The 21,426-nt window shown below is 45.0% G+C and carries 14 protein-coding genes; 5 read left to right on the top strand and 9 right to left on the bottom strand.

Annotation, left to right across the window (positions count from 1 at the left end):
* Window positions 1-8 precede the first annotated feature (8 nt).
* The 3 genes from coxB to JKP82_RS14295 form a co-directional block, all read right to left on the bottom strand.
* Complete coding sequence (gene coxB, locus JKP82_RS14285; RefSeq protein WP_013786737.1) at window positions 9-1,184, bottom strand: cytochrome c oxidase subunit II; 1,176 nt, start codon at window positions 1,182-1,184, stop codon at window positions 9-11.
* Window positions 1,185-1,767: 583 nt separating this feature from the next.
* The gene (gene lexA / locus JKP82_RS14290) at window positions 1,768-2,394 is read right to left on the bottom strand and encodes a transcriptional repressor LexA (protein WP_057795164.1); all 627 of its coding nucleotides are present in this window, start codon (window positions 2,392-2,394) and stop codon (window positions 1,768-1,770) included.
* Window positions 2,395-2,551: 157 nt separating this feature from the next.
* Window positions 2,552-4,666, bottom strand: a complete 2,115-nt coding sequence (locus JKP82_RS14295) for a TonB-dependent receptor (protein WP_159534149.1) — start codon at window positions 4,664-4,666, stop codon at window positions 2,552-2,554.
* A gap of 282 nt (window positions 4,667-4,948) precedes the next feature.
* Between JKP82_RS14295 and JKP82_RS14300 the strand changes: the two genes are divergently transcribed.
* Together JKP82_RS14300 and plsB are read left to right on the top strand one after the other, a co-directional pair.
* The gene (locus JKP82_RS14300; protein ID WP_232370709.1) at window positions 4,949-5,431 is read left to right on the top strand and encodes a GNAT family N-acetyltransferase; all 483 of its coding nucleotides are present in this window, start codon (window positions 4,949-4,951) and stop codon (window positions 5,429-5,431) included.
* Window positions 5,432-5,576: 145 nt separating this feature from the next.
* Window positions 5,577-8,024 carry a glycerol-3-phosphate 1-O-acyltransferase PlsB gene (gene plsB / locus JKP82_RS14305; RefSeq protein ID WP_159534151.1) on the top strand — a complete coding sequence of 816 codons (2,448 nt, stop codon included), beginning with the start codon at window positions 5,577-5,579 and terminating at the stop codon, window positions 8,022-8,024.
* A gap of 196 nt (window positions 8,025-8,220) precedes the next feature.
* Here the strand turns inward: plsB and ilvA are convergent, their stop codons facing one another.
* Genes ilvA through JKP82_RS14320 form a run of 3 tightly spaced genes read right to left on the bottom strand, consistent with a single transcriptional unit; the run spans window position 8,221 to window position 12,576 of the window.
* Entirely contained in the window at window positions 8,221-9,762 is a 1,542-nt protein-coding gene (gene ilvA / locus JKP82_RS14310; protein ID WP_218397548.1) for a threonine ammonia-lyase, biosynthetic, read from the bottom strand.
* Complete coding sequence (gene ilvD / locus JKP82_RS14315; RefSeq protein ID WP_159534155.1) at window positions 9,759-11,609, bottom strand: dihydroxy-acid dehydratase; 1,851 nt, start codon at window positions 11,607-11,609, stop codon at window positions 9,759-9,761. Before ilvD ends, ilvA begins: the two co-directional genes overlap by 4 nt.
* A 34-nt stretch (window positions 11,610-11,643) precedes the next feature.
* A complete protein-coding gene (locus JKP82_RS14320) occupies window positions 11,644-12,576 on the bottom strand; it encodes a branched-chain amino acid transaminase (RefSeq protein ID WP_159534157.1) in 933 nt (310 codons plus the stop codon).
* Window positions 12,577-13,021: 445 nt separating this feature from the next.
* Here JKP82_RS14320 and JKP82_RS14325 point away from each other — a divergent pair, with 445 nt between their 5' ends.
* Both JKP82_RS14325 and JKP82_RS14330 read left to right on the top strand, forming a co-directional pair.
* Window positions 13,022-13,636 carry a trimeric intracellular cation channel family protein gene (locus tag JKP82_RS14325; RefSeq protein WP_013786745.1) on the top strand — a complete coding sequence of 205 codons (615 nt, stop codon included), beginning with the start codon at window positions 13,022-13,024 and terminating at the stop codon, window positions 13,634-13,636.
* 89 nt (window positions 13,637-13,725) lie between these two features.
* A complete protein-coding gene (locus JKP82_RS14330; protein ID WP_218397549.1) occupies window positions 13,726-15,240 on the top strand; it encodes a YifB family Mg chelatase-like AAA ATPase in 1,515 nt (504 codons plus the stop codon).
* A 108-nt stretch (window positions 15,241-15,348) separates the two neighbouring features.
* Here the strand turns inward: JKP82_RS14330 and ilvY are convergent, their stop codons facing one another.
* Window positions 15,349-16,215 carry an HTH-type transcriptional activator IlvY gene (gene ilvY, locus JKP82_RS14335; RefSeq protein WP_159534163.1) on the bottom strand — a complete coding sequence of 289 codons (867 nt, stop codon included), beginning with the start codon at window positions 16,213-16,215 and terminating at the stop codon, window positions 15,349-15,351.
* 154 nt (window positions 16,216-16,369) lie between these two features.
* Between ilvY and ilvC the strand changes: the two genes are divergently transcribed.
* Window positions 16,370-17,848: a ketol-acid reductoisomerase gene (gene ilvC / locus JKP82_RS14340; RefSeq protein WP_013786748.1), complete on the top strand. Its 1,479-nt coding sequence runs from the start codon at window positions 16,370-16,372 to the stop codon at window positions 17,846-17,848.
* An 84-nt stretch (window positions 17,849-17,932) separates the two neighbouring features.
* Here the strand turns inward: ilvC and JKP82_RS14345 are convergent, their stop codons facing one another.
* Window positions 17,933-19,180 carry a multidrug effflux MFS transporter gene (locus tag JKP82_RS14345; protein WP_218397550.1) on the bottom strand — a complete coding sequence of 416 codons (1,248 nt, stop codon included), beginning with the start codon at window positions 19,178-19,180 and terminating at the stop codon, window positions 17,933-17,935.
* Between the two features lie 195 nt (window positions 19,181-19,375).
* Window positions 19,376-21,361, bottom strand: coding sequence for an alpha/beta hydrolase family protein (locus JKP82_RS14350; RefSeq protein ID WP_218397551.1), 1,986 nt, complete (start codon window positions 21,359-21,361; stop codon window positions 19,376-19,378).
* Window positions 21,362-21,426 lie beyond the last annotated feature (65 nt).

The raw sequence follows: 21,426 nt of genomic DNA on the forward strand, positions 1-21,426 counted from the left end.
ACGCACTCCTAGTTCCCATTAACGACGGCGTTAACATCTTTAGCCTGCACCATATCACCCGTGTTATTGCCCCACGCATTTCGTTCGTAGGTCACCACAGCCGCAATGTCTTTCAGGCTTAACATTTTTCCGAACGCCTGCATGGCCGTACCGGTTTTACCGTTCAACACAATATCAATATGTGCAGTTTGGTCTTCAAGTACCATCTCACTGCCTTTAAGCGCAGGGAAAACTCCGGGTAACCCTTCGCCGTTAGGCATATGGCAAGCCGCACAAGTGGCGTTGTAAACCCGCTTACCTTCATCCATAAGTTCGTCCATCGACATATTCATCGACAGTAGACGTTGCTCTTCTTCTTTCGCTTGGCGAGCTGCTTCTTCTTGTTCATTCATCCAAGCATCAAATTCGGCAGGCTCTTTAGCAATGACCACAACCGGCATAAAGCCATGATCTTTTCCGCAAAGCTCGGCACACTGTCCACGATAAATACCTGGCTCGTTCACCTTTGCCCACGACTCATTAATAAACCCAGGATTAGCATCTTTTTTCACTGCAAAGTCCGGTACCCACCACGAGTGAATAACGTCATCAGAGGTGATAAGAAAGCGCACTTTTTGCCCTGTGGGGATCACCAACGGACGGTCGACTTCCAACAGATAGTTCGCGCCTTTTTCGAATTTGTTTTCAATTTGCTCTCGTTGCGTCGCCATTAACGAATAAAACTCAACGTCTCTGTCCATATACCGGTAATGCCACTTCCACTGAGATCCAGTAACGACAACGGTAAGATCAGGTTCACTGGTATCTTCCATCGCAATAAGGGTTTTAGCAGCAGGAATAGCCATAAGAATAAGAATGATGAATGGCACTACTGTCCATGCAATTTCCACTTTTACATTTTCATGGAAGTGAGCGGGCTTAGCGCCTCTGGATTTACGGTGCAAGTACATTGAGGCAAACATAACCCCAAAAACCGCAACAGCGATTGCGATACAGATAAAGAACATCAACATATGGAGGTCGTATACTTGACCACTTATGTCTGTTGCGCCTCGGCGCAAATTTATGGAAGAGCCTTCGCCCGTTGCTGCATCAGCAAACAGTAGTGGCGAGGTAAGCAAAAGTGGAAGCCCGTAAAGCCACTTTGTCGCTTGTGTCGCCGCTTGTGTCGTTACTCGTTTCACTCAACACCTCCGTTATAACAGAAGCATTAACGCATTAGATGCGCTGCGCTTCTGGCAACTGATACTCGAAATCCAACTTTTAACTTAACTGCCTAGCTTTAGTTGTAAAACAAAGTTACAGCTATTGTTATTATTTTGTTAAATACAGTATAAGAATTGCTCAATAAAACGCACAAGTCTAGTCTTTTCTAAGAAAAAACAATTGCAGCGTTTAATTTTTAATCAACGCGGTATGACAGAGAAGTGAATGACGTCACAGCGCATGGACGTTACACGGGTATTTAGCGAGCCCGTTTGAAACGCTCATTTTGAACGAGATGGGCGAATAGAAGTTGGCAATAAGTTTCTTATAATCAAAAGGTAGTTACGCACTTATGATTGTTTTTCAAACAAAACAGATGACTAAAATAGCGCTAGTTAGCACTAAAAAAGGTGACATAAATAGGAGAAAATATGCGGGAGCGGTATCTGGTGGCTTTTGAGGGATTTCTTAGACTTAAATACGATTATTGTGTAAGCAAGGTATGGTAAACATACAAAAAAGCGGCCTATAAGCCGCTTTCTTTACTAAATAGCTAAAAGGTTACATCCAATCAGCATTTCGAATAACACCAACGGCAATCCCTTCAATGGAAAAAGGCTCTGACGCTAAGTCGACTTTAATCGGTGAAAACTCGTCATTTTCGGCATGAAGCAATACTTCGCGGCCACGCTTTTCAAGGCGTTTAACAGTAACGTCCTCATCGACACGTGCTACTACCACCTGCCCATTATGGACATCCGTCGTGCGGTGCACGGCTAACAAGTCACCATCAAGTATACCAATGTCTTTCATACTCATACCGCTTACACGAAGTAAGAAGTCGGCGTGAGGCTGAAACAGGGCAGGGTCGACCTTATAATGAGACTCTATATGCTCTTGCGCTAGAATAGGCTCGCCCGCAGCCACTCGGCCAATAAGAGGAAGGCCTTCTTCTTCAGGGGCTTCATCTTCAAGAGGAATATTAAGTTTAATACCACGAGAAGTGCCTGGAAGGATTTCGATGACGCCTTTACGGGCCAACGCTTTTAAATGTTCTTCAGCGGCATTCGCAGAACGAAAACCTAAATGACGGGCAATTTCTGCACGGGTAGGCGGCATGCCAGTTTCGAGCATCGTTGTTTTTATAAGCTCGAGAACTTCTGTTTGTCTTGCTGTGAGTGGGCGCATAAAAGACCTGTCTGTCTATACAGTTCCTGTAAGTATATACACCTAAAAGGAAATGACAAGCACTAAGCGTTGCAAAGCATGTTTTTTACTCAGGCCAAATTACAACAAAAAAGCGACCATTAAAGGCCGCTTTATCTATCACTACTATTCAGCGTGACTAAAATTTATATTGCAAACTCACGCGCGCATTAAGCGGCTCGCCGGTGGCAATATTGTTGTCGTTATGTGCTGATGGGAAATAGTCTTCGTCGAATACGTTTTCCACATTTAGCTGAATTTTAATGTCTTCGCTGTAATCGTAATACACTGCAGCGTCTACGCGAACAAAATCAGGTAGTTCGACGGTATTGTTTAAAGACGCGTACTGCTCAGATTGATAAATCACGCCTAATGCAACACGCCATTTATCGTTTACTTCATATTGGTTCCATAACGTCAGCATGTGTTCTGGTAGCTGTGCTAAATCACGGTTCGCCAATGCGCCATCTACAATGCGGCCCATTTCTTCGCCATCAAGGTTGCTATACCCAGCATTTATTACCCAACGCTCTGAAAGCTTGCCCACCACCTGCACTTCAAAACCTTTGGTTTCGGTGCCGGTTAAAATAGACGCTTCTGGATTGTTAGGATCTTGCGCTGTGCCATTTTCACGTTCAACTTCAAATGCCGCTGCTGTTACGCTAAGTGAGTCAGAGAAATTCCACTTTACGCCAATTTCTTTATTTTCAAATTCTTCAGCTTCCAGCGCTTGGCTTGTAAGCGACAGAGAAAGGAATTGGTCACCTGAACGAGGTAAAAACGATTTGCTGTAACTGGCATAAATCGAAACAGATTCCGCTGGCTTGTAAATTAGGCCTGCACGGGGTGACACTTGTGAATCAGAACTAGATAGGAAACCGCTGTTACCATCGTCAGCACCGTTAGCCACTTCAATAGTGTCTACCACATCGATATCAAAATTATCGTAGCGAAGACCGGCCACCACAATCCAATGCTCGTTAAGCTTAATTTCATCTTGCACGAAGGCTGAGGTAAAGGTGACGTCTGATGCACGATTTCTTACCGGATCTGTCAGCGTCATTGACGGAATAACCAGGGGGTCGCTAAACACGAAGGATACTTGGTCGTCTTGACTGTCTGCAAAAAACGCATCACGACGAGCATTTTCTGTATCTTGGCTGCCGTACTCCATTCCTGTTAGTAAGGTATGGTTAATATCACCTGTTGCAAACTGCCCAATAAGGTTTAATTGAACCAGCGCATTTTCACGAGTGGTGGTATCACGATACCCATCTAACGTAACCGTGCCTGCATCAGCGTCAAAGTTAACGGGGTACAAGTTTTGGTAAGCTTTATCATAATCAGCAAACTGAACGGTACCGTTCAAGTTCCAATTTTGCGATAGTGCATGATCAACACGAACACGGGCAATATGCGCTTCAAGGGTAGTATTGTTGAAGTCTGGATCACCAAAGTAGGTGTCGTCAAAGCCTTCAAGCGGTGCACCATCTAATGAGGGTATACCTCTATCGACTAAACGATCATCATTTACGTATTCGTAAGATGCAACCACCGTGGTGTCGTCGTTAGCCATCCATGTATAAGTTGGGTTAATGGCGTAACGTTCACCATCTTTAAAATCACGATGATTATCAATACTGTCAAACACACCGTTAAAACGAAAAGCATTATTAGCATCTATGGCTTTATTGGTATCAACACTAATAGAACCAGCGCCAAAGGTATCAATACCTGCTGACAGTGTGGTGAAATCTTCTGCGCTACTGGCCACTTTAGTCACACGGTTAACTACGCCACCGCCTCCACCACGGCCGAATAGTAAGGCGTTCGCGCCTCGTAATATTTCTACACGCTCTAGGTTATACAATGGGCGAAAGTACTGAACGTCGTCACGAAGACCATCAACAAAAAAGTCGGCGGTGGTGTTCTGACCACGAATAGTCACCTGATCGCGATGGTCTTCACCTAGGCCAATGCTCACACCTGGGGTGTATTGCATAACATCGGCAATACTAAACAATGCTTGCTCTGAAATTTGTTCTGCGCTTACAACAGATACTGACTGGGGCACGTTAACCAATAATGTAGGGGTTTTAACCGCTGTGGCGACTTGTTGACCAAAGAATGCGCCGCGTACGGTAATACGTTCAACGCTTTCATCTGACTCAGCCATATCGTCTTGTGCGAATGCAGATGTGCCATAAAGAGCTAAAAGAACAGCAGTAGAAATAGTTGCTTTACCAAGTTTCAAGCAAGTCTCCTCAAGTGATAATTCAAACAGTATTGAAAATGATAGATATTCTTATTTAGAGCGGATTCTAGTCAGATTTATTGGCAATTAAAAGGTGTATTAATAAAAATTAAACTTTTGTTATAAATGAATGCGTCAGCTTGACGAGACAGTCTATTGAAACAATCCTCACGAATGGAATCAGTACCCTTAATGGTATTTACGTCAAGATGACAAGTTTGCCATTAAAGCATAAAGTAAACCTTCTTCTAACTATGCTTAACCAGAGTATTGAATTCCATCATGTTGCATTACCTCGACTATACCCCCGAGTTAGCCCCCCATTTCGACCGCATAAATAGAGAGTGGATAACCAAAATGTTTCATTTAGAGAGCATTGATGAGGCTGTTATTGGCTACCCACAGCGCAATATTATCGATAAGGGTGGATACATTTGGTTTGCTGAACACCCGGACTTTGGCATTGTAGGTACATGCGCATTAATGAAAAAAGGAGAAGGGGTATTCGAACTTACTAAGATGGGTGTGGTCAGTGAAGCAAGAGGATTAAAAGTAGGGGAAGGCTTGTTACAACATGTGTTGAATAACGCCCCTACCATTGCTTTTAATACATTATTTCTTTTGACGAATAAGAAGTGCGAGGCCGCCATTCATCTTTATGAGAAAAATGGCTTTGTTCATTGTGAAGAAATCATGCAAAAGTTCGGCTGTGCCTATGAACGCTGCGACGTAGCGATGCATTACAAAGGTGCAGTTACCAACTGATGTATGAGTAAAAACACGCTCAATCGATTTGCTATGGCAACAATTTATACTAATGACTCTTTCAAACAGCCCCATGGCCTCTGCAAGACATTGCACGAGATGTGGTACACTTCCCCCGTTTTAATTTCATAGGATTACAGAATTCATGTCGTGGATGCGAAAAGCCCTTTTGTCGCTATTTCATTATCCTGTTAAGTTGCTGGTTAAAGCCCACAGCATTCCCGTAAACGTAGAAACTGAGCTTGGCATTGATAAATCGAAGCCCATCGTTTACTTGCTTCCAGCAAACTCGGTAACCGATCAATTAGCGCTTAGAATGTCAACAGAAGCACTAGGCCTACCGAGCCCAACAGATACGCTTACGTTAGCGGGCAGAGAATACCCTTCTACGTTATTTTTGCGTAAAACCCAGCCGATCTTTCGTTCACAAGCAGACGATACGGGAATTGAAGATGTATTTACTGACTTATTTCATCTGCATAGAGATCATCACCAGTTAGATCTCCAAGTGGTTCCTGTGTTTGTCACCTGGGGCCGAGCGCCTGGCAGAGGCACACCAGGATTAGCCGACCTTATTGCCGACAATGCAGCGCCAAGTTGGCTAAGAAAACTCTTTATCGTGATATTTTTAGGCCGCGACAATTTTATCAATTACTCAAAAGCCGTATCAGCTCGCGCCATGTCAAATCAACATGGCAGTGATAAAAGCATTGCACACAAGCTAGTACGTGTAGCAAGCACTCACTTTCAGCGTAAACGCCAAAGTATGACCGGCCCTACATTGTTAGAGCGCCAAGAGTTGAACAACAGTGTACTAGGCTCTGATGCCGTGCGCCGTGCTATGGCTGAAGAATCACGCAGTAAAAAAATCACTCATGAAGCGTCTAAAGATAGAGCGCAATCTTACGTTACCGAAATAGCCGCCGATTACCGCGAAGGACTTATACGTTTTGGCGACCGACTGCTTACTCGCATTTGGAACAAAATTTACAATGGTATTAGTGTTGGACACTCTGAACGTATTCGAGAATTAGCCGCAAACGGCCATGAGATTGTTTACGTGCCTTGTCACCGCAGCCACATGGATTACCTTTTGCTGACCTACGTGATTTATCATGAAGGCATGGTAACCCCTCACATTGCTGCTGGTATTAACCTAAACTTCTGGCCGGTTGGGAAAATTTTCCGCCGTGGTGGTGCCTTTTTCTTACGCCGTAGCTTCGCCGGTAATAAGTTGTACACCGCTGTATTCCGTGAATACTTAGAGTTACTTTTCAATAAGGGCTATTCAGTTAAGTATTACCCTGAAGGTGGCAGAAGTCGCACTGGCCGTCTTATTCCGCCCAAAACAGGCATGCTAGCCATGACCATTCAGGCCATGCTGAAAGGCGTAAACAGGCCAGTTAGCTTGGTGCCAGTCTATATTGGCTACGAAAACGTGATGGAAGTGAAAAGCTACCTGAACGAGCTTAAAGGTACTAAGAAGCAAAAAGAATCGAACTGGCAAGTATTCTCGGCTATTCGCAAGCTTAAAAACTACGGTCATGGTTATGTAAACTTTGGTGAGCCTATTCAGCTGAATCAATTTTTGGAAACCCATGTGCCAAACTGGCGTGACTGCCGCGATGCCGAGCCAGAGAAAAAGCCTGCATGGCTAACGCCAGCGGTAAACGAGTTGGCCAACAATGTAATGACCCGGATTAATCGCGCAGCAGCGGTTAATGGCATGGCGCTAACGTCGCTGTGTTTGCTGTCATCGAAAACACAAACCATGAGTGAGTCTGAGCTTAAACAAGCGATGGGCGACTTTATCAGTTTGTTCAAAAATGTGCCTTTCAGTGCCGATGCCACTATACCCGATGCTAGCGGGAAGGAATTGTTTGACGATACCTTGAAGCTTGGTAAGTTTGTGATTGAGGAAGATGACTACGGTCGATTAATCAGCCCAAAACCTAAGTCGGCAGTTTATCTCACCTATTATCGCAACAATATTTTGCACTTATTTGCGTTGCCTGGCTTAATTATGGCCTGTGTATTTGCGCACAAAGGCACAAGTAAAGCGACAGTATTCCAGTTAATTGCTGCGTTATACCCGCTGCTACAGCGCGAGTTATTTTTGCACTTGTCTCAAGACGAAGCCCTTGCTCACACCGATGCGCTTATTGATGAATTGGTCGACCAAGGCCTTCTGCGTATAAAGGGCGGTGACTTACTTCCACCTGATGCTCAGCAAAAGCAGTTTCATTCAGCATGGCTATTGAGCCGCTGTATGCAAGAAACCTTGCAGCGTTATGCGGTAGTACTGACTATTTTAGACAAGGAAAAAGTTATTAGTCGTGGTGCGCTCGAACGTACCAGTCGCCAAGTGGCCGAACGCTTGTCTACCCTTTATGGGCTAAGCTCACCTGAGTTTTACGATAAGAACGTACTGTCTAGCTTTATTAGTGCGTTAAAAGATAACCATTGGTTAGACTCTACAGAAGATGGAAGCCTGAAATACTCTGAAGAGTGTGAAGCGCTTCGCGAAGACGTGATGGCGTTAGTTTGGCCAGAAATGACCCAGCATCTTGAGAATGTGGTATTGCATAACTAGTTTACTTCGTCGATTGGGATGCAGCTAGCTGCTACTCGATAATAGGCTGCACACTGAAGAGACTGTTATCGATAACGTGAAAAAGCCGAAACGTTAAATCGTTTCGGCTTTTTTATTGATTTGGAATACGCTTTACCTCGCCCCAAGGTAAACCATGCTTAACGTGAAGCGAAGTAAAGCGAAAACGGTTTGCTCTTTACTTAGATGATTGTGACAAGAAGAACTTATAAGCAGGGTCTTGTGTGACTTCATCTACTTTGTAGCCAAGTTCAATAACATGCTCATTGAAGGCCTCTCGGCTTACAGGGGCAATATCGAACCCAACCAACACTAACCCTTCTGCTGCACCGTGGTTACGATAATGGAACAAGGTAATGTTCCACGATTCACCTAAGGTGTTTAAGAAGGTTAGCAGTGCGCCAGGGCGCTCTGGAAATTCAAAGCTGAACACTTGCTCGTTTAGAATGGCCGGTGGTCTTCCACCCACCATATGACGAACGTGTAGTTTGGCTAATTCGTTATTGGATAAGTTAAAGCACTGGTAGCCTTTATCTTCTAAGTCGCTTTGCAGGCTTAAGAACTCTTGCTGGCCGCCTTTTAATTTAACCCCAACAAAAATATGGGCTTCGTCATCATTCGCGTAACGATAGTTAAATTCGGTAATGGCCTTTGCGCCAACACATTCACAAAACTGCTTAAATGCCCCTTTGCGCTCGGGTATTTTCACCGCGAATACAGCTTCTTTTTGCTCGCCAAGTTCACAGCGCTCAGACACATAACGCAAGGTATGAAAATTAATATTCGCGCCGCATAAAATGCCGCCTAGCTTCTTACCAGTAAGGTCGTGCTGCTTGGCATACTTTCGAATAGCCGCCACAGACAACGCCCCTGCAGGCTCAGCAATAACACGGGTATCATCAAAAATATCTTTAATGGCACCGCATATTTCATCGTTGCTTACCGTCATGGTTTCATCAATTAAGCGATTGCACAGCCTAAAGGTTTCTTGCCCCATCACTTTAACGGCAACGCCATCGGCAAAAATACCTACGTTTTCAAGCGCGGTGGGCGAGCCTTCTTTTTGCGCTAGGGCAAAACAAGCAGACTCTTCCGATTCAACGGCAACAATTTTAATCTCAGGCTTTAATTGCTTTAAGTAAACCGCAATACCGGCCGCTAAACCGCCACCGCCTACCGCAACAAATAAAATATCTAGGTTAGGGTTTTGCTCTAGCAATTCCCGTGCAACCGTTCCTTGACCCGCAATAACATCAGGGTCATCGAACGGCGGCACAAAGGTGTAACCATGTTCTGCACAAAGCGCTTTCGCGTGACCACTGGCTTGATCGAAACTAGTGCCATGAAGTACAACGTTTACATGGTCGCCGCCAAAACGACGCACCGCATCCACTTTGATGTCTGGGGTAGTTTCAGGCATCACAATGGTTGCCTGAATGCCCTTGCGCCTAGCGCTGTACGCCAAACCTTGTGCATGATTACCCGCTGAAGCACCGATAACACCTGCATTAAGTTGTGCTTCGCTTAACGAGCAAATACGGTTGTAAGCGCCACGCAACTTAAATGACTTTACCGGTTGCTGATCTTCACGCTTTAAAAATATTTCATTGCCTAACTCGGCAGACAACAACGACATGTAAGAAAGCTCACTGCTTACGGCTACGTCGTAAACAGGGGCTAATAGAATTTTCTTTAAATAGTCGTGATCGCTAACGGTCATAGATTTTCCAGTTTCGATACATCACGTACTGCGCCTTTATCCGCACTGGTGGCCAATGCAGCAAAGGTTTTCAATGATGTTGATACTTCACGAACGCGATCTTTCGGGCGCCAAGGCTTATCGCTGGCTTCCATTTTCGCGCGGCGCTCTGCGAGTTCTTCATCGCTAATAGCGATGTTGATACTGCGATTTGGAATATCAATTTCAATCTTATCGCCGTGCTCAACTAAACCAATACCACCGCCACTGGCAGCTTCTGGCGAGCAGTGACCAATCGATAGGCCACTTGTACCACCCGAGAAACGGCCATCAGTAACGAGCGCACACGATTTACCTAAGCCTTTCGACTTCAAGTATGAAGTGGGGTATAGCATTTCTTGCATACCCGGTCCGCCGCGTGGGCCTTCGTAACGAATAAAGACCACATCGCCAGCTTTCACATCGTCAGCCAGAATACCGGCAACGGCATCATCTTGGCTTTCGTAAATGCGTGCAGTACCAGTGAACTTCAAGATAGAATCATCAACACCAGCGGTTTTAACAATACAGCCATCTTCCGCCACATTACCATATAACACGGCTAGGCCACCTTCTTGGCTAAAGGCATTTTCAACTGAGCGAATACAGCCGTTTTCACGGTCGCTATCTGCTTCATCCCATCGACAGCTTTGGCTGAATGCTTGGGTAGTACGAATACCGGCAGGGCCTGCACGGAAAAATTTAATCGCATCGGTGTTTTCTGGATTGGTGATATCCCAGTCTGCAATCACTTCTGTCAGTGACTTACCTAACACATGGTTTGCATCACCATGCAGTAAGCCACCTTTGTTTAATTCATTCAAAATACCTAATACGCCACCTGCACGGTGCACGTCTTCCATATGGTATTTCGGGGTAGACGGTGCCACTTTACAAAGGTGCGGAACCTTACGTGACAGTCTATCGATGTCGTTCATAGTGAAAGGTATTTCACCTTCCATTGCTGCCGCTAACAAGTGCAAAATAGTGTTAGTAGAGCCGCCCATGGCAATGTCTAAGCTCATGGCGTTTTCAAAGGCATTAAAGTTAGCAATGTTACGTGGCAACACACTTTCATCATCGTCGCCATAATAACGTTTACACAGCTCTACTATTTGCGAACCAGCTTTCTTAAACAAACCTTCACGGTCAGCGTGGGTCGCTAGCATTGAACCATTACCCGGAAGCGATAAACCGAGTGCTTCGGTTAAGCAGTTCATAGAATTTGCGGTAAACATGCCTGAACATGATCCACAAGTTGGGCATGCAGAGCGTTCAATTTCGTCAGTATCAGAGTCACTCACTTTATCGTCGGCAGCGGCTACCATGGCATCCACTAAGTCGAGTTTGATGATTTGATCAGAAAGCTTGGTTTTACCCGCTTCCATCGGACCGCCTGATACAAACACAACAGGTACGTTCAAGCGCAATGACGCCATTAACATTCCTGGGGTAATTTTGTCGCAGTTTGAAATACATACAATGGCGTCGGCGCAGTGCGCGTTCACCATGTATTCTACTGCATCAGCAATAATTTCACGGGAAGGTAAGCTATAAAGCATGCCGCTGTGACCCATAGCAATACCATCATCTACCGCGATAGTATTAAATTCCTTTGCTACACCACCGGCGGCTTCAACACTTCGTGCCACTAATTGACCCATGTCTTTTAGATGCACATGCCCCGGCACAAACTGCGTGAATGAGTTAGCAATAGCAATAATAGGTTTACCGAAATCAGAATCCTTCATTCCCGTTGCACGCCATAAAGCGCGTGCGCCGGCCATATTTCTACCTTGCGTAGTCGTTGCAGAACGTAACTTGGGCATAAAATCCTTCCCGTTTAATAAATAGCTAAATTAATTACTTGTAAACCGGTGTTAACCAGTTCCATTTGTCTTCAGTAGTACCGTTGAAAAGACCGAAGAACATATCTTGCACTTCTTTGGTGATTGGGCCACGGCCGCCCGCACCTACTTCAATACCATCTACACTGCGTACTGGCGTCACTTCTGCCGCTGTACCACACATGAATACTTCATCAGCTAGATACATAGCTTCACGAGGAATGTTTTCTTCGCGAACTTCGTAGCCTTTGTCTCTAAGTAGCGTGATACATGTATCACGAGTGATACCTGGAAGAATGGCTGCAGTTTTAGGCGTGGTAATTACAATGCCGTCGCGAATAACAAAAATGTTTTCGCCCGCACCTTCACTGATGTAACCGTTAGTATCAAGGGCAATACCTTCACCATAGCCATGACGACGGGCTTCCATCGAAATCAGCTGTGAAGATAAGTAGTTACCACCGGCTTTTGCACCAGTAGGCATAGTGTTAGCTGCTAAGCGGTTCCAAGAAGAAATACCCGCATCTACACCATTTTTAAGGGCTTCTTCACCTAGGTAAGCGCCCCACTCAAATGCAGCAATGGCAACCTCAGCTTCCGTACCGAACGGCACTTGAAGTCCCATACCAATATCACCGTAAAACGCGATAGGGCGAATGTACGCTGATTTCAATTTGTTCTCACGAATGATATCAAGGGTAGCTTGATTAATTTGATCTAGCGTGTATGGAATGGTCATACGATAGATTTTCGCTGAATCGAACAAGCGACGGTTGTGATCGTTTAAACGAAAAACACAAGTGCCTTGATCCGGCGTGTTATATGCACGTACACCTTCAAATACAGACGAACCATAATGAATAGCATGCGTCATTACGTGAACAGTAGCGTCTTTCCAATGTTTCAGTTCGCCATTAAACCAAATATGTTCGGCAGGTTGCTTAGCCATGAGTAATCCTTCAAAAATTGAGCGTAAAGCCCGAACCGCGTTTTGCGGAAATATTAATACCGAGACGAATGATACATGACAGTGCGCGAGCGCCCAATACGCTTGATGCAATACGCGACGCGCGGACACATAAATTTACGCATCTGTGCTTTATCACTGACATTGAAACACTGTCGTTTGTCGTGTAAACAAAGGACATCAGATAAAAACAATGGACTTATGCCATTGAATTTACAGATTTAATTGACGAGCAACACCCAGTTCCTTGGATGAATACTAAAATGAATGGTTGTACGATAGGGCTATGGCTTTTACCCCAATTAAACGTGAATTGGCCGTTACACGTTTATTGTGCGCAAAGAAATAGCATGAAACCGCAGCCAAAATCAAGTATTTTGCGGTTCAAACGCGGTTTTCGTCAGATAAAAAAGGGTATCGCAATACAATGGTAGACTGGTTTCACTGGTTAAATTTAGCAGGGGTAGCCGTGTGTGCTATTTCTGGCACCCTAATGGCTTACCAAAAACGGATGGACGGGTTTGGGGTTATTGTATTGGCAAGCGCTACTGCTATAGGGGGTGGAACGCTGCGCGACATGATGCTAGATGTCCCCGTATTCTGGATTGCCGATAACGATTATCTTTACACCACCTTAATTGCTGCCTTCATCCCTATTATTTGGTTACGATTAAGCCCACGCTTTCCTTATCATTATTTACTTATTGCTGATGCCTTTGGATTAGCGTTGTTTAATGTAGTGGGGATTGAAAAAGCCTTAGCCAACGATACTGGCATTGCCGTCGCCATTGCCATGGGCACTATTACAGGGGTATTTGGTGGTCTATTACGTGATGTTATATGTAGAGAAGTACCATTAGTTTTAGGCGGGGAACTCTACGCAACGACGTGTATTGTTGGAGGAATGGCCTACGGTCTCGCCATGTACTTGGGCTTTGAGGCACAGTGGTGTGGTGCAGTAGCATTGGCAACAACGGTATTAATGCGGTTAGGCGCCCTACGTTGGCACTGGGAAATGCCGGTCTTTTATAACGAAAATTAGTTCTTCTTCTTGCCCTAAGTACAGTTTCAGCTTTTATCATGCTCGCTTAAAGTATTTCCCTTAAGGTACTTTTTCTAGAGCAACAATGTATGAGTATGGCAGTTGTTAAAACCTTTGCGGGGCAGGGCGTTGCTGCGCCAGAGGTGTCGGTAGAGATTCATTTGGCCAATGGTTTACCCGCGTTTCAATTGGTGGGTATGGCCGAAACCAGTGTAAAAGAAGCCCGAGAACGGGTGCGCAGTGCGCTCATTAACAGCGGCTTCGATTTTCCCGCAAAACGTATCACGGTAAACTTGGCGCCCGCTGATATTCCTAAGTATGGTGGCCGTTTTGACTTACCCATTGCAGTAGGTATTTTGGTGGCATCAGGGTATCTCCCTGACACTAGCGTGCTCAATATTGCGTTTGTGGGCGAACTGGGATTAAACGGTGAAATTAAGCCAGTAAATGGACTTATTCCTATTTTAATTGCTGCTGCTGACGATGACACTCCCCTTGTTTTTCCGGGAATTAACGATGTTGAAGCCTCGTTAGTATCCTACGCGACTCGCTACCCAGCGTTTGATCTTTTGTCGGTTTACGAGCACCTCGCAAATAATAAAAAACTTAATAAAGGTCAGCCCTTTAGCTCTTGTTCCTCCTCTTCTAGCAGTATGGGTTGGGATGATATTATTGGCCAAACACAAGCCAAGCGTGCATTAACCATTGCCGCAGCGGGTAGCCATAACCTGTTGATGGTAGGCCCTCAAGGCACGGGTAAAAGTTTACTAGCCAGTAGGTTACTTGCCCTATTACCCCCCATGACTGAACAGGAAGCTCTGGAAGTAGCCTCCATTCATTCGGTAAAAGGGGAAAATTTAAATGTAGAGCGGTTTTTAAAGCGCCACATGCGCAGCCCACATCATACTAGCTCTGCTGTAGCGCTTACCGGCGGCGGGTCGCAGCCTGTACCTGGCGAAATATCGTTAGCCCATAACGGGGTATTATTTTTAGATGAATTACCCGAATTTGGCCGCCGCGCATTAGATGTACTTAGAGAGCCATTAGAAACCGGTGATGTGCATATATCGCGGGCGATGGCGAGCGCTACCTATCCTGCCAATTTTCAATTAATAGCGGCCATGAACCCTAGTCCTACTGGCGATATTGACGACAACCGCTTAACACCACAACAGCAGTTGAGTTATTTAAATAGGCTGTCTGGCCCCTTATTAGACAGAATAGACATACAAGTAGAGGTACCCAGGCTTGCCAGTTACGATTTATCGCCACCGGTAAATTCTGAGTCTGACTCCATGTTAGATGCCAGAGACAGGGTATTACGTGCAAGAGAAGTGCAACTTCTTCGCCAAGGAAAGCCCAATGCACAGCTTGCCGCCGGGGAGCTTGCTGATTTATGTCAGCTAACCGATAGCGACTTACGCTTTTTACAAGCAGCCGCTAAGCAATTAAATTTGTCGATGCGGGTATTCCACCGCACCCTTAAGGTAGCGAGGACACTGGCAGACTTGTCAGGACAGCCTACGGTGACTCGCGCCCATTTAGCCGAAGCGCTAGGTTACCGCGCATTGGACACCTTAATTAAGCAGCTCAGTAGTCAGTAGCCTATTAGGTGATATTTAACAGCAAGTAGCATGAAAGCTTAATGCATAGCCTTTAACGTCCAAGCTTATTTGTAGTTCAAATATCTAAACACCTCACCATTGAATAGATCAGGGCGTCATTTCCAATTGTAAAAACGCGTTAATAAGCGGCTCGTTTTGCTTATCTTGCAAGCAGCATAGCCCTAGCCCATAGGGCTCAATGTCATCTACCGGAATTTGGGTTACCAAGCTAGCCATACTGGAATGATCAAGCACCACTTTAGGCACAAAACCCACACCGCATTCTAGAGCCACCATGCTGACAATGGCTTCATTCCCCCCTACCGAAGCATACACATTTGGCCTAATACCATGCTCTGCAAACCAGTGGTAAGCAATGCGTCTTGTTGGCCCATGCTCTGGCATGATCACGTGATGTTTAGTCCAATCAACCTGAGTCAACTGGGTTAACCGCCAGTCTCGCGGCGCAATTAGCACCAAAGGCACGTTATCTAAAGGGGAGAAATGTAAGTCAGTAGGTAAGTCAGGCGTATAAATAGCTATCGATAAGTCACATTCTTTCTGCTTTACCTTATCTATCGCTAGTGCAGGGTCGCCGGTAATTAAGCGAATATCGACTCCAGGATGCTGTGCCCTAAACTGACGCAATATAGCAGGCAAATGACTTTGACTGGCCGTTACAGAACAAAACAAACTTATCTCACCTTGCAACGAATTACTGTCTTCTCGCAAGTCTACCTTCAACTGTTGCCAGTCTTTTAAAGACTGGGTAGAGAATGAAAGCAGTTTATGACCACTATGAGTAAGCGCCACTTTACGGTTGTCGCGTTTAAACAAGGTACAACCCAATTCATCCTCTAGCCTTTGTATAACGCGGCTTAGCGTAGAAGGCGACACATACATGGCTTGCGCGGTATCGCCAAAATGTAGGCTGGTGGCAAGATGCGTAAACAATTGAAGGCTACGAAAATCCATAGTGTTTCACTTATTGCAATATTATCTTGCAAATATATCATTTTCCAAAACAAAAGAAATCCCTTAATCTCCGTAACAAGTCGTCATAGACGAGGTCGTCAACGCCACGGTTGGTTGTTGATAATGACGAAAATGAATGTTGTTCGGAATTTTTATGGCTAATTATTTCAATACCCTATCGCTACGCCAGCAGCTAGATCAGCTTGGCCGCTGCCGCTTCATGGCACGCGAAGAATTCGCTGACGGTTGTCAGTTCTTAAAAGGCAAGAAGATTGTCATTGTAGGCTGCGGTGCTCAAGGTCTTAACCAAGGCTTGAACATGCGTGACTCTGGGTTAGATGTTTCTTATGCGCTGCGTCAAGCAGCTATTGAAGAGCAACGTGACTCTTACAAACGTGCTACTAGCAATGGTTTCACTGTTGGCACTTATCAGGAACTAATTCCTAGTGCTGACTTGGTGTACAACCTAACACCTGATAAGCAGCATGCAAGCGTTGTAGAAGCGGTAATGCCGTTAATGCAAAAAGGCGCAACACTTGGATACTCACACGGCTTCAACATTGTTGAAGAAGGCCAACAAATCCGTAGCGATATTACGGTGGTTATGTGTGCACCTAAGTGCCCAGGTACAGAAGTACGTGAAGAATATAAACGTGGTTTCGGTGTACCAACTCTGATTGCCGTTCACCCTGAGAACGACCCTGAAAACAAGGGTTGGGATACTGCTAAAGCGTTAGCAAGTGCAACAGGTGGCGATCGTGCAGGTGTGCTTGAGTCTTCGTTTGTGGCAGAAGTTAAATCTGACCTTATGGGCGAGCAAACCATTCTATGTGGTATGCAACAAGTTGCTGCAGTACTTGCCTTTGAGAAAATGACCGCTGACGGTATTGACGCAGCGTATGCTGGTGCACTTATTCAGTTCGGCCTAGAAGCTGTCACTGAAGCACTTAAAATTGGTGGCGTAACCAACATGATGGACCGCCTATCAAACCCAGCAAAAGTGAAAGCGTACGATTTGTCAGAGCAACTTACTGACTTGCTTCGCCCACTATTTGAAAAGCATCAAGACGACATCATTAGCGGTGAGTTCTCTCGCACTATGATGGAAGATTGGGCAAACGGCGATGCTAACCTACTTAGATGGCGCGAAGAAACCGGTGAAACTGGTTTTGAAAACGCACCTGTCTACGAAGGTGAAATCAGCGAGCAAGAATTCTTTGACCACGGCATTCTTTTAGTTGCCATGATCAAGTGCGGTGTAGAAGTAGCCTTCGACGTAATGGTTGAAGCGGGTATCTTACCTGAGTCTGCGTACTACGAATCACTGCATGAAACACCACTTATCTCTAATACCATTGCGCGTAAGCGTTTGTATGAAATGAACGTGGTAATTTCAGACACAGCAGAATATGGAAACTACTTGTTTGCGAATGCAGCAATTCCAATTTTGCGTGAGAAATTTATGCCTACTATCGATACTTCAGTTATTGGTAAGGGATTGTCAGAAACCTCTAATCAGGTTGAAAACAAGCGCCTTGTTGATATTAACGAAGCTATTCGCACTCACGGTGTTGAGCAAGTAGGTAAGACCCTGCGTGGCTACATGACTGACATGAAAGCCATCATCGGTTAGGACAGTTTCTGTCGTTAGGTGCTTTATATAAGCCCTCTTGCCCGACCAATTTGGTCGGGCTTTTTTATGCCTGCTTGTTTTTACTTATTCCCCGCACTCACGAACCCGCTCTGCATATCTCACCGCAAAGTAAGCCAACACAAAGAAGACAAAAAAGCCGACGCCTATAGGGTACAAATTGCCGTCTAAAAAGCTATCGACGAACAGCGCAATAGGCACAGAAAATAGGCTTGAAAGAGAGCCGATAATAGCGGCACCAAGCCCTGCCATATCGCCTAATGGCTGCATAGCAAGTGCGTTTAAGTTACCGAATAAAATACCCACAAAAAAGAAACCAACGAACATGGTAACAACGGTAAGCACAAGTGGCGGTAACCCGTCATAAGCGAGCAATAATCCAAGATAGACAACAGCAAACCCGTTAACCCCTTTAAGGGCAAAGCGACACAAGCGTCGCATGCCGAATTTCATTACCATGGTGCCGTTGAAATAAGACGCTAAACCAATCGAAAATGCCAGTACTGCGAATATGTAAGGAAACATATCGCCTACACCGTAATACACCTGAAAAATGGTTTGTGAGGCACTTAAATATGCCAAAAACGAACCAAAAATACCCGCCATCGCGAAGGTGTAACCCATTACCGTTGCGTGGGTAAGAATAAATTTTGATGACAAATAAAACTGCTTAAATGAAAACGGCCTGCGTTTATACCGTGGCAAAGTCTCGCCTTGCCGGCTGAAAAACCATGTACCCGCTAATGTTGCCACAATCAAAAATAGGGTGAATATATGAAACCACCCCAAAAAGGCCATTACTGCTTGGCCCACCATGGGCGCTATCATAGGCACGAGGATAAACACCATCATAATAAATGACATCACCCGCGCCATAGCGTCGCCCACGTACAAATCGCGAATAATCGCCATAGCGGCAATACGCGGCCCTGAAACACCAAAGGCTTGTATCACACGGCCCACCAGCATGGTCTCTAAATTAGTGGCCGACATGCACACAAAAGTGCCAATCGCAAAAATAAACAGCCCGATCAAAATGGTAAGCCTTCTACCACGACTATCTGCAAATGGACCGAAGAACATCTGCCCAAAGGCCATTCCTATAAAGAAAACAGTCACAATAAGATGAGTATGGTGCGGCTCGTCTACGTTTAACGTTTCGCCTATTTGCAGTAGTGCAGGCAGCATAGCGTCAATGCTTAACGCCACCAGCGATGTCATGGTAGCCATCAGTGCTACAAATTCAATTAACCCTAAAGGGGGCTTTCCTTGAGGCTGGCCAGCATTAGGCACGGTCTCGCTTGAATGGGACATAATTTCTCTATTTAACGAAGAAGGGGGTATAAGTTGTGTTGCTCAGTGTGTTGATTGCCACGTTAGTGCATCATAATTGCACGCTAATCGGCAGAATTGTAACGTAAAGATGAACAAAAAGCCGCCAGTTTCACACGATTTGGTCGTGGAACTTGGCGGCTCTGGCTTTTTTAAGCGTACAGTGTGAAAAAAGGTTTATTCTGTTTTCAAATACTTATCTAAGAATGCATCCATTTCAGCAAAGAAGCGATGACGATTACCCTGTATAGACAAGTAATGGTCGCCCGATTCTAGCTCGACATATTTAAATGTTTTATCTAAATCTTCTAGTTCGTCAGCCATGTAACGGCTTTGCAATGGTCTAACGATGCGATCTTCTTCGCCATGTACCAGTAAAATAGGCGTTTTTATCCCTTCTGCGTTGTAATAAGGTGACCGCGATTCCAAGTCGTCAAAGTCGTCACCAATTTGTTCTTTCACCAAATCTGAATTTACAAAGCGTCTGGCGTGAATAACGATATGCTTTAGCGAACTAACACCAGCAAAGCTGACTGCACATTGAAACAATTCAGGCGTTTTCACCGCCGCCATTAGCGCTGCATAGCCACCATAGCTCGCGCCAACAATACACATATTGTCTTTAGTGGCATAGCCTTGCTCAACCATCCAGTTTGCTGCATCTGTAATGTCATCTTGCATCGACAACCCCCAGCTTTTCATCTGGCTTTGTGCAAAGTCAAACCCATAACCTTCCGACCCTCTAAAGTTAGGGCGAAGCACCGCGTACCCCTTGTTAGTAAAGTACGATGTCCAGTAATCGAAACCGCTAAAGTCTCGCGCACCTGGGCCACCGTGAGGGTGAATAATCGTTGGAAACGGCCCTTTACCTTTAGGCAAGGTTAAGTAAGCTTCAATTTCCATATCGTCACGGGCAGTGTAAGTAATCAGGTTATGCTCGGTCAGCATGCCTTCTTCAATTTTAGAGTACTGCTGAAACAAGAAATCTAGTGACCCTTTATCTCGATCACCTATGAAATAGGCGCCTGGCATAGTGTCTGACTCAGAATAAACAATATATTTTTTCTCATCACGGCTAAAGCTAACGAGTGTATTGGAATAGTCGACCAGCGCTTCGTCTAAGCCGTTTTGCAGGGCAACATAGCGCTCGTCCCAGTAATGTCTACCATAGTGACGAATACCAATAGCATCGTTGGTAACAGGGGAGTAGATTAAACTGCCATCAACGTCATAACCTTCATCAGAAAAAATTTCTGTATGCTCATTGGTCTCAAGGTTTAGCGTAAATAAGGCTTTGTAGTCACCCTTGTAGCCGCGATAGTAAAGAATGTTGGGGTCGAGACCGAACCCGAGAGGCATTTCACCTTTTTCACTCATGGCATTGTAACTGAACAGGGTGCGCCAACTATCATCTTCTTTAAGCAAAACGTGGCGCTCACCGCTGTCATAATCTAACGTGGTACCCACACGAACATTATGCTGTCTATCAACTATCCAGTCTCTGATACTGCGCTTCCCACGCTCCAACCTAGAGGTGCTGCCAGTATAAACATTAACTTTATATACAGAGGGAAGAGCGAATACTTCTACATCGATGGCCATTAAGATGTGTTCCGGATCATCAGGTAGCCAATCAATCACATTGTCTTGAAATTGGGGAATACGATTAGGGTCTGCCGCTCTTCGTTTCAGTCTTCGCCAATCTAAAAGGTGTTTAGGTTTTTCGCCTTGCGCATCGAAGTTCATAGCGAGTAGACGAGTATCATAAACCCGCGTATTACCGCGACGACTTTCATAACGAGCACTAATAACTATTCGCTCATCGTTAACCCACCGGTACCAATTGATCTTAACTTTTTCATTATCAGAATGAATAAGGTAATGAAACTTGCCGGTAGACAGGTCGACAGTGGCTAAAACCGATAATTCATCAGGTTCGTTAACGTTCTTCACAAACGCAATTTTATCACCTTTAGGCGACAATGCAGGCCTTCGATAAGCCGGTAAAGCACTAAATACGGTGTAAGGCAGGGGAGCTGAAACACTTTCTATTGGCTTGGCCGTATTTTCGTCACTAAGCGAGGAAAAGCTTATTAAGCTGAATGAAAATAGAACCACTAAAGAGGTAACTGAGTGAATACACGAGAACAAACGACAGCGCATATATTTTCCTTTGCTTATTAATAACCCGTATTGAACTATTCATCCTGTGATTAGCTCGAAGTTTC

The sequence above is a fragment of the Alteromonas lipotrueae genome (genome assembly GCF_019249215.1).
In the GTDB taxonomy this organism is placed as follows: domain Bacteria; phylum Pseudomonadota; class Gammaproteobacteria; order Enterobacterales; family Alteromonadaceae; genus Alteromonas; species Alteromonas lipotrueae.

Excerpts from the sequence above, each read along its gene's own strand:
- lexA (WP_057795164.1), bottom strand. The coding sequence starts at position 2,394 with ATGCGCCCACTCACAGCAAGACAAACAGAAGTTCTCGAGCTTATAAAA.
- JKP82_RS14300 (WP_232370709.1), top strand. The coding sequence starts at position 4,949 with ATGTTGCATTACCTCGACTATACCCCCGAGTTAGCCCCCCATTTCGAC.
- plsB (WP_159534151.1), top strand. The coding sequence starts at position 5,577 with ATGTCGTGGATGCGAAAAGCCCTTTTGTCGCTATTTCATTATCCTGTT.
- ilvA (WP_218397548.1), bottom strand. The coding sequence starts at position 9,762 with ATGACCGTTAGCGATCACGACTATTTAAAGAAAATTCTATTAGCCCCT.
- ilvD (WP_159534155.1), bottom strand. The coding sequence starts at position 11,609 with ATGCCCAAGTTACGTTCTGCAACGACTACGCAAGGTAGAAATATGGCC.
- JKP82_RS14320 (WP_159534157.1), bottom strand. The coding sequence starts at position 12,576 with ATGGCTAAGCAACCTGCCGAACATATTTGGTTTAATGGCGAACTGAAA.
- JKP82_RS14325 (WP_013786745.1), top strand. The coding sequence starts at position 13,022 with ATGGTAGACTGGTTTCACTGGTTAAATTTAGCAGGGGTAGCCGTGTGT.
- JKP82_RS14330 (WP_218397549.1), top strand. The coding sequence starts at position 13,726 with ATGAGTATGGCAGTTGTTAAAACCTTTGCGGGGCAGGGCGTTGCTGCG.
- ilvY (WP_159534163.1), bottom strand. The coding sequence starts at position 16,215 with ATGGATTTTCGTAGCCTTCAATTGTTTACGCATCTTGCCACCAGCCTA.
- ilvC (WP_013786748.1), top strand. The coding sequence starts at position 16,370 with ATGGCTAATTATTTCAATACCCTATCGCTACGCCAGCAGCTAGATCAG.
- JKP82_RS14345 (WP_218397550.1), bottom strand. The coding sequence starts at position 19,180 with ATGTCCCATTCAAGCGAGACCGTGCCTAATGCTGGCCAGCCTCAAGGA.
- JKP82_RS14350 (WP_218397551.1), bottom strand. The coding sequence starts at position 21,361 with ATGCGCTGTCGTTTGTTCTCGTGTATTCACTCAGTTACCTCTTTAGTG.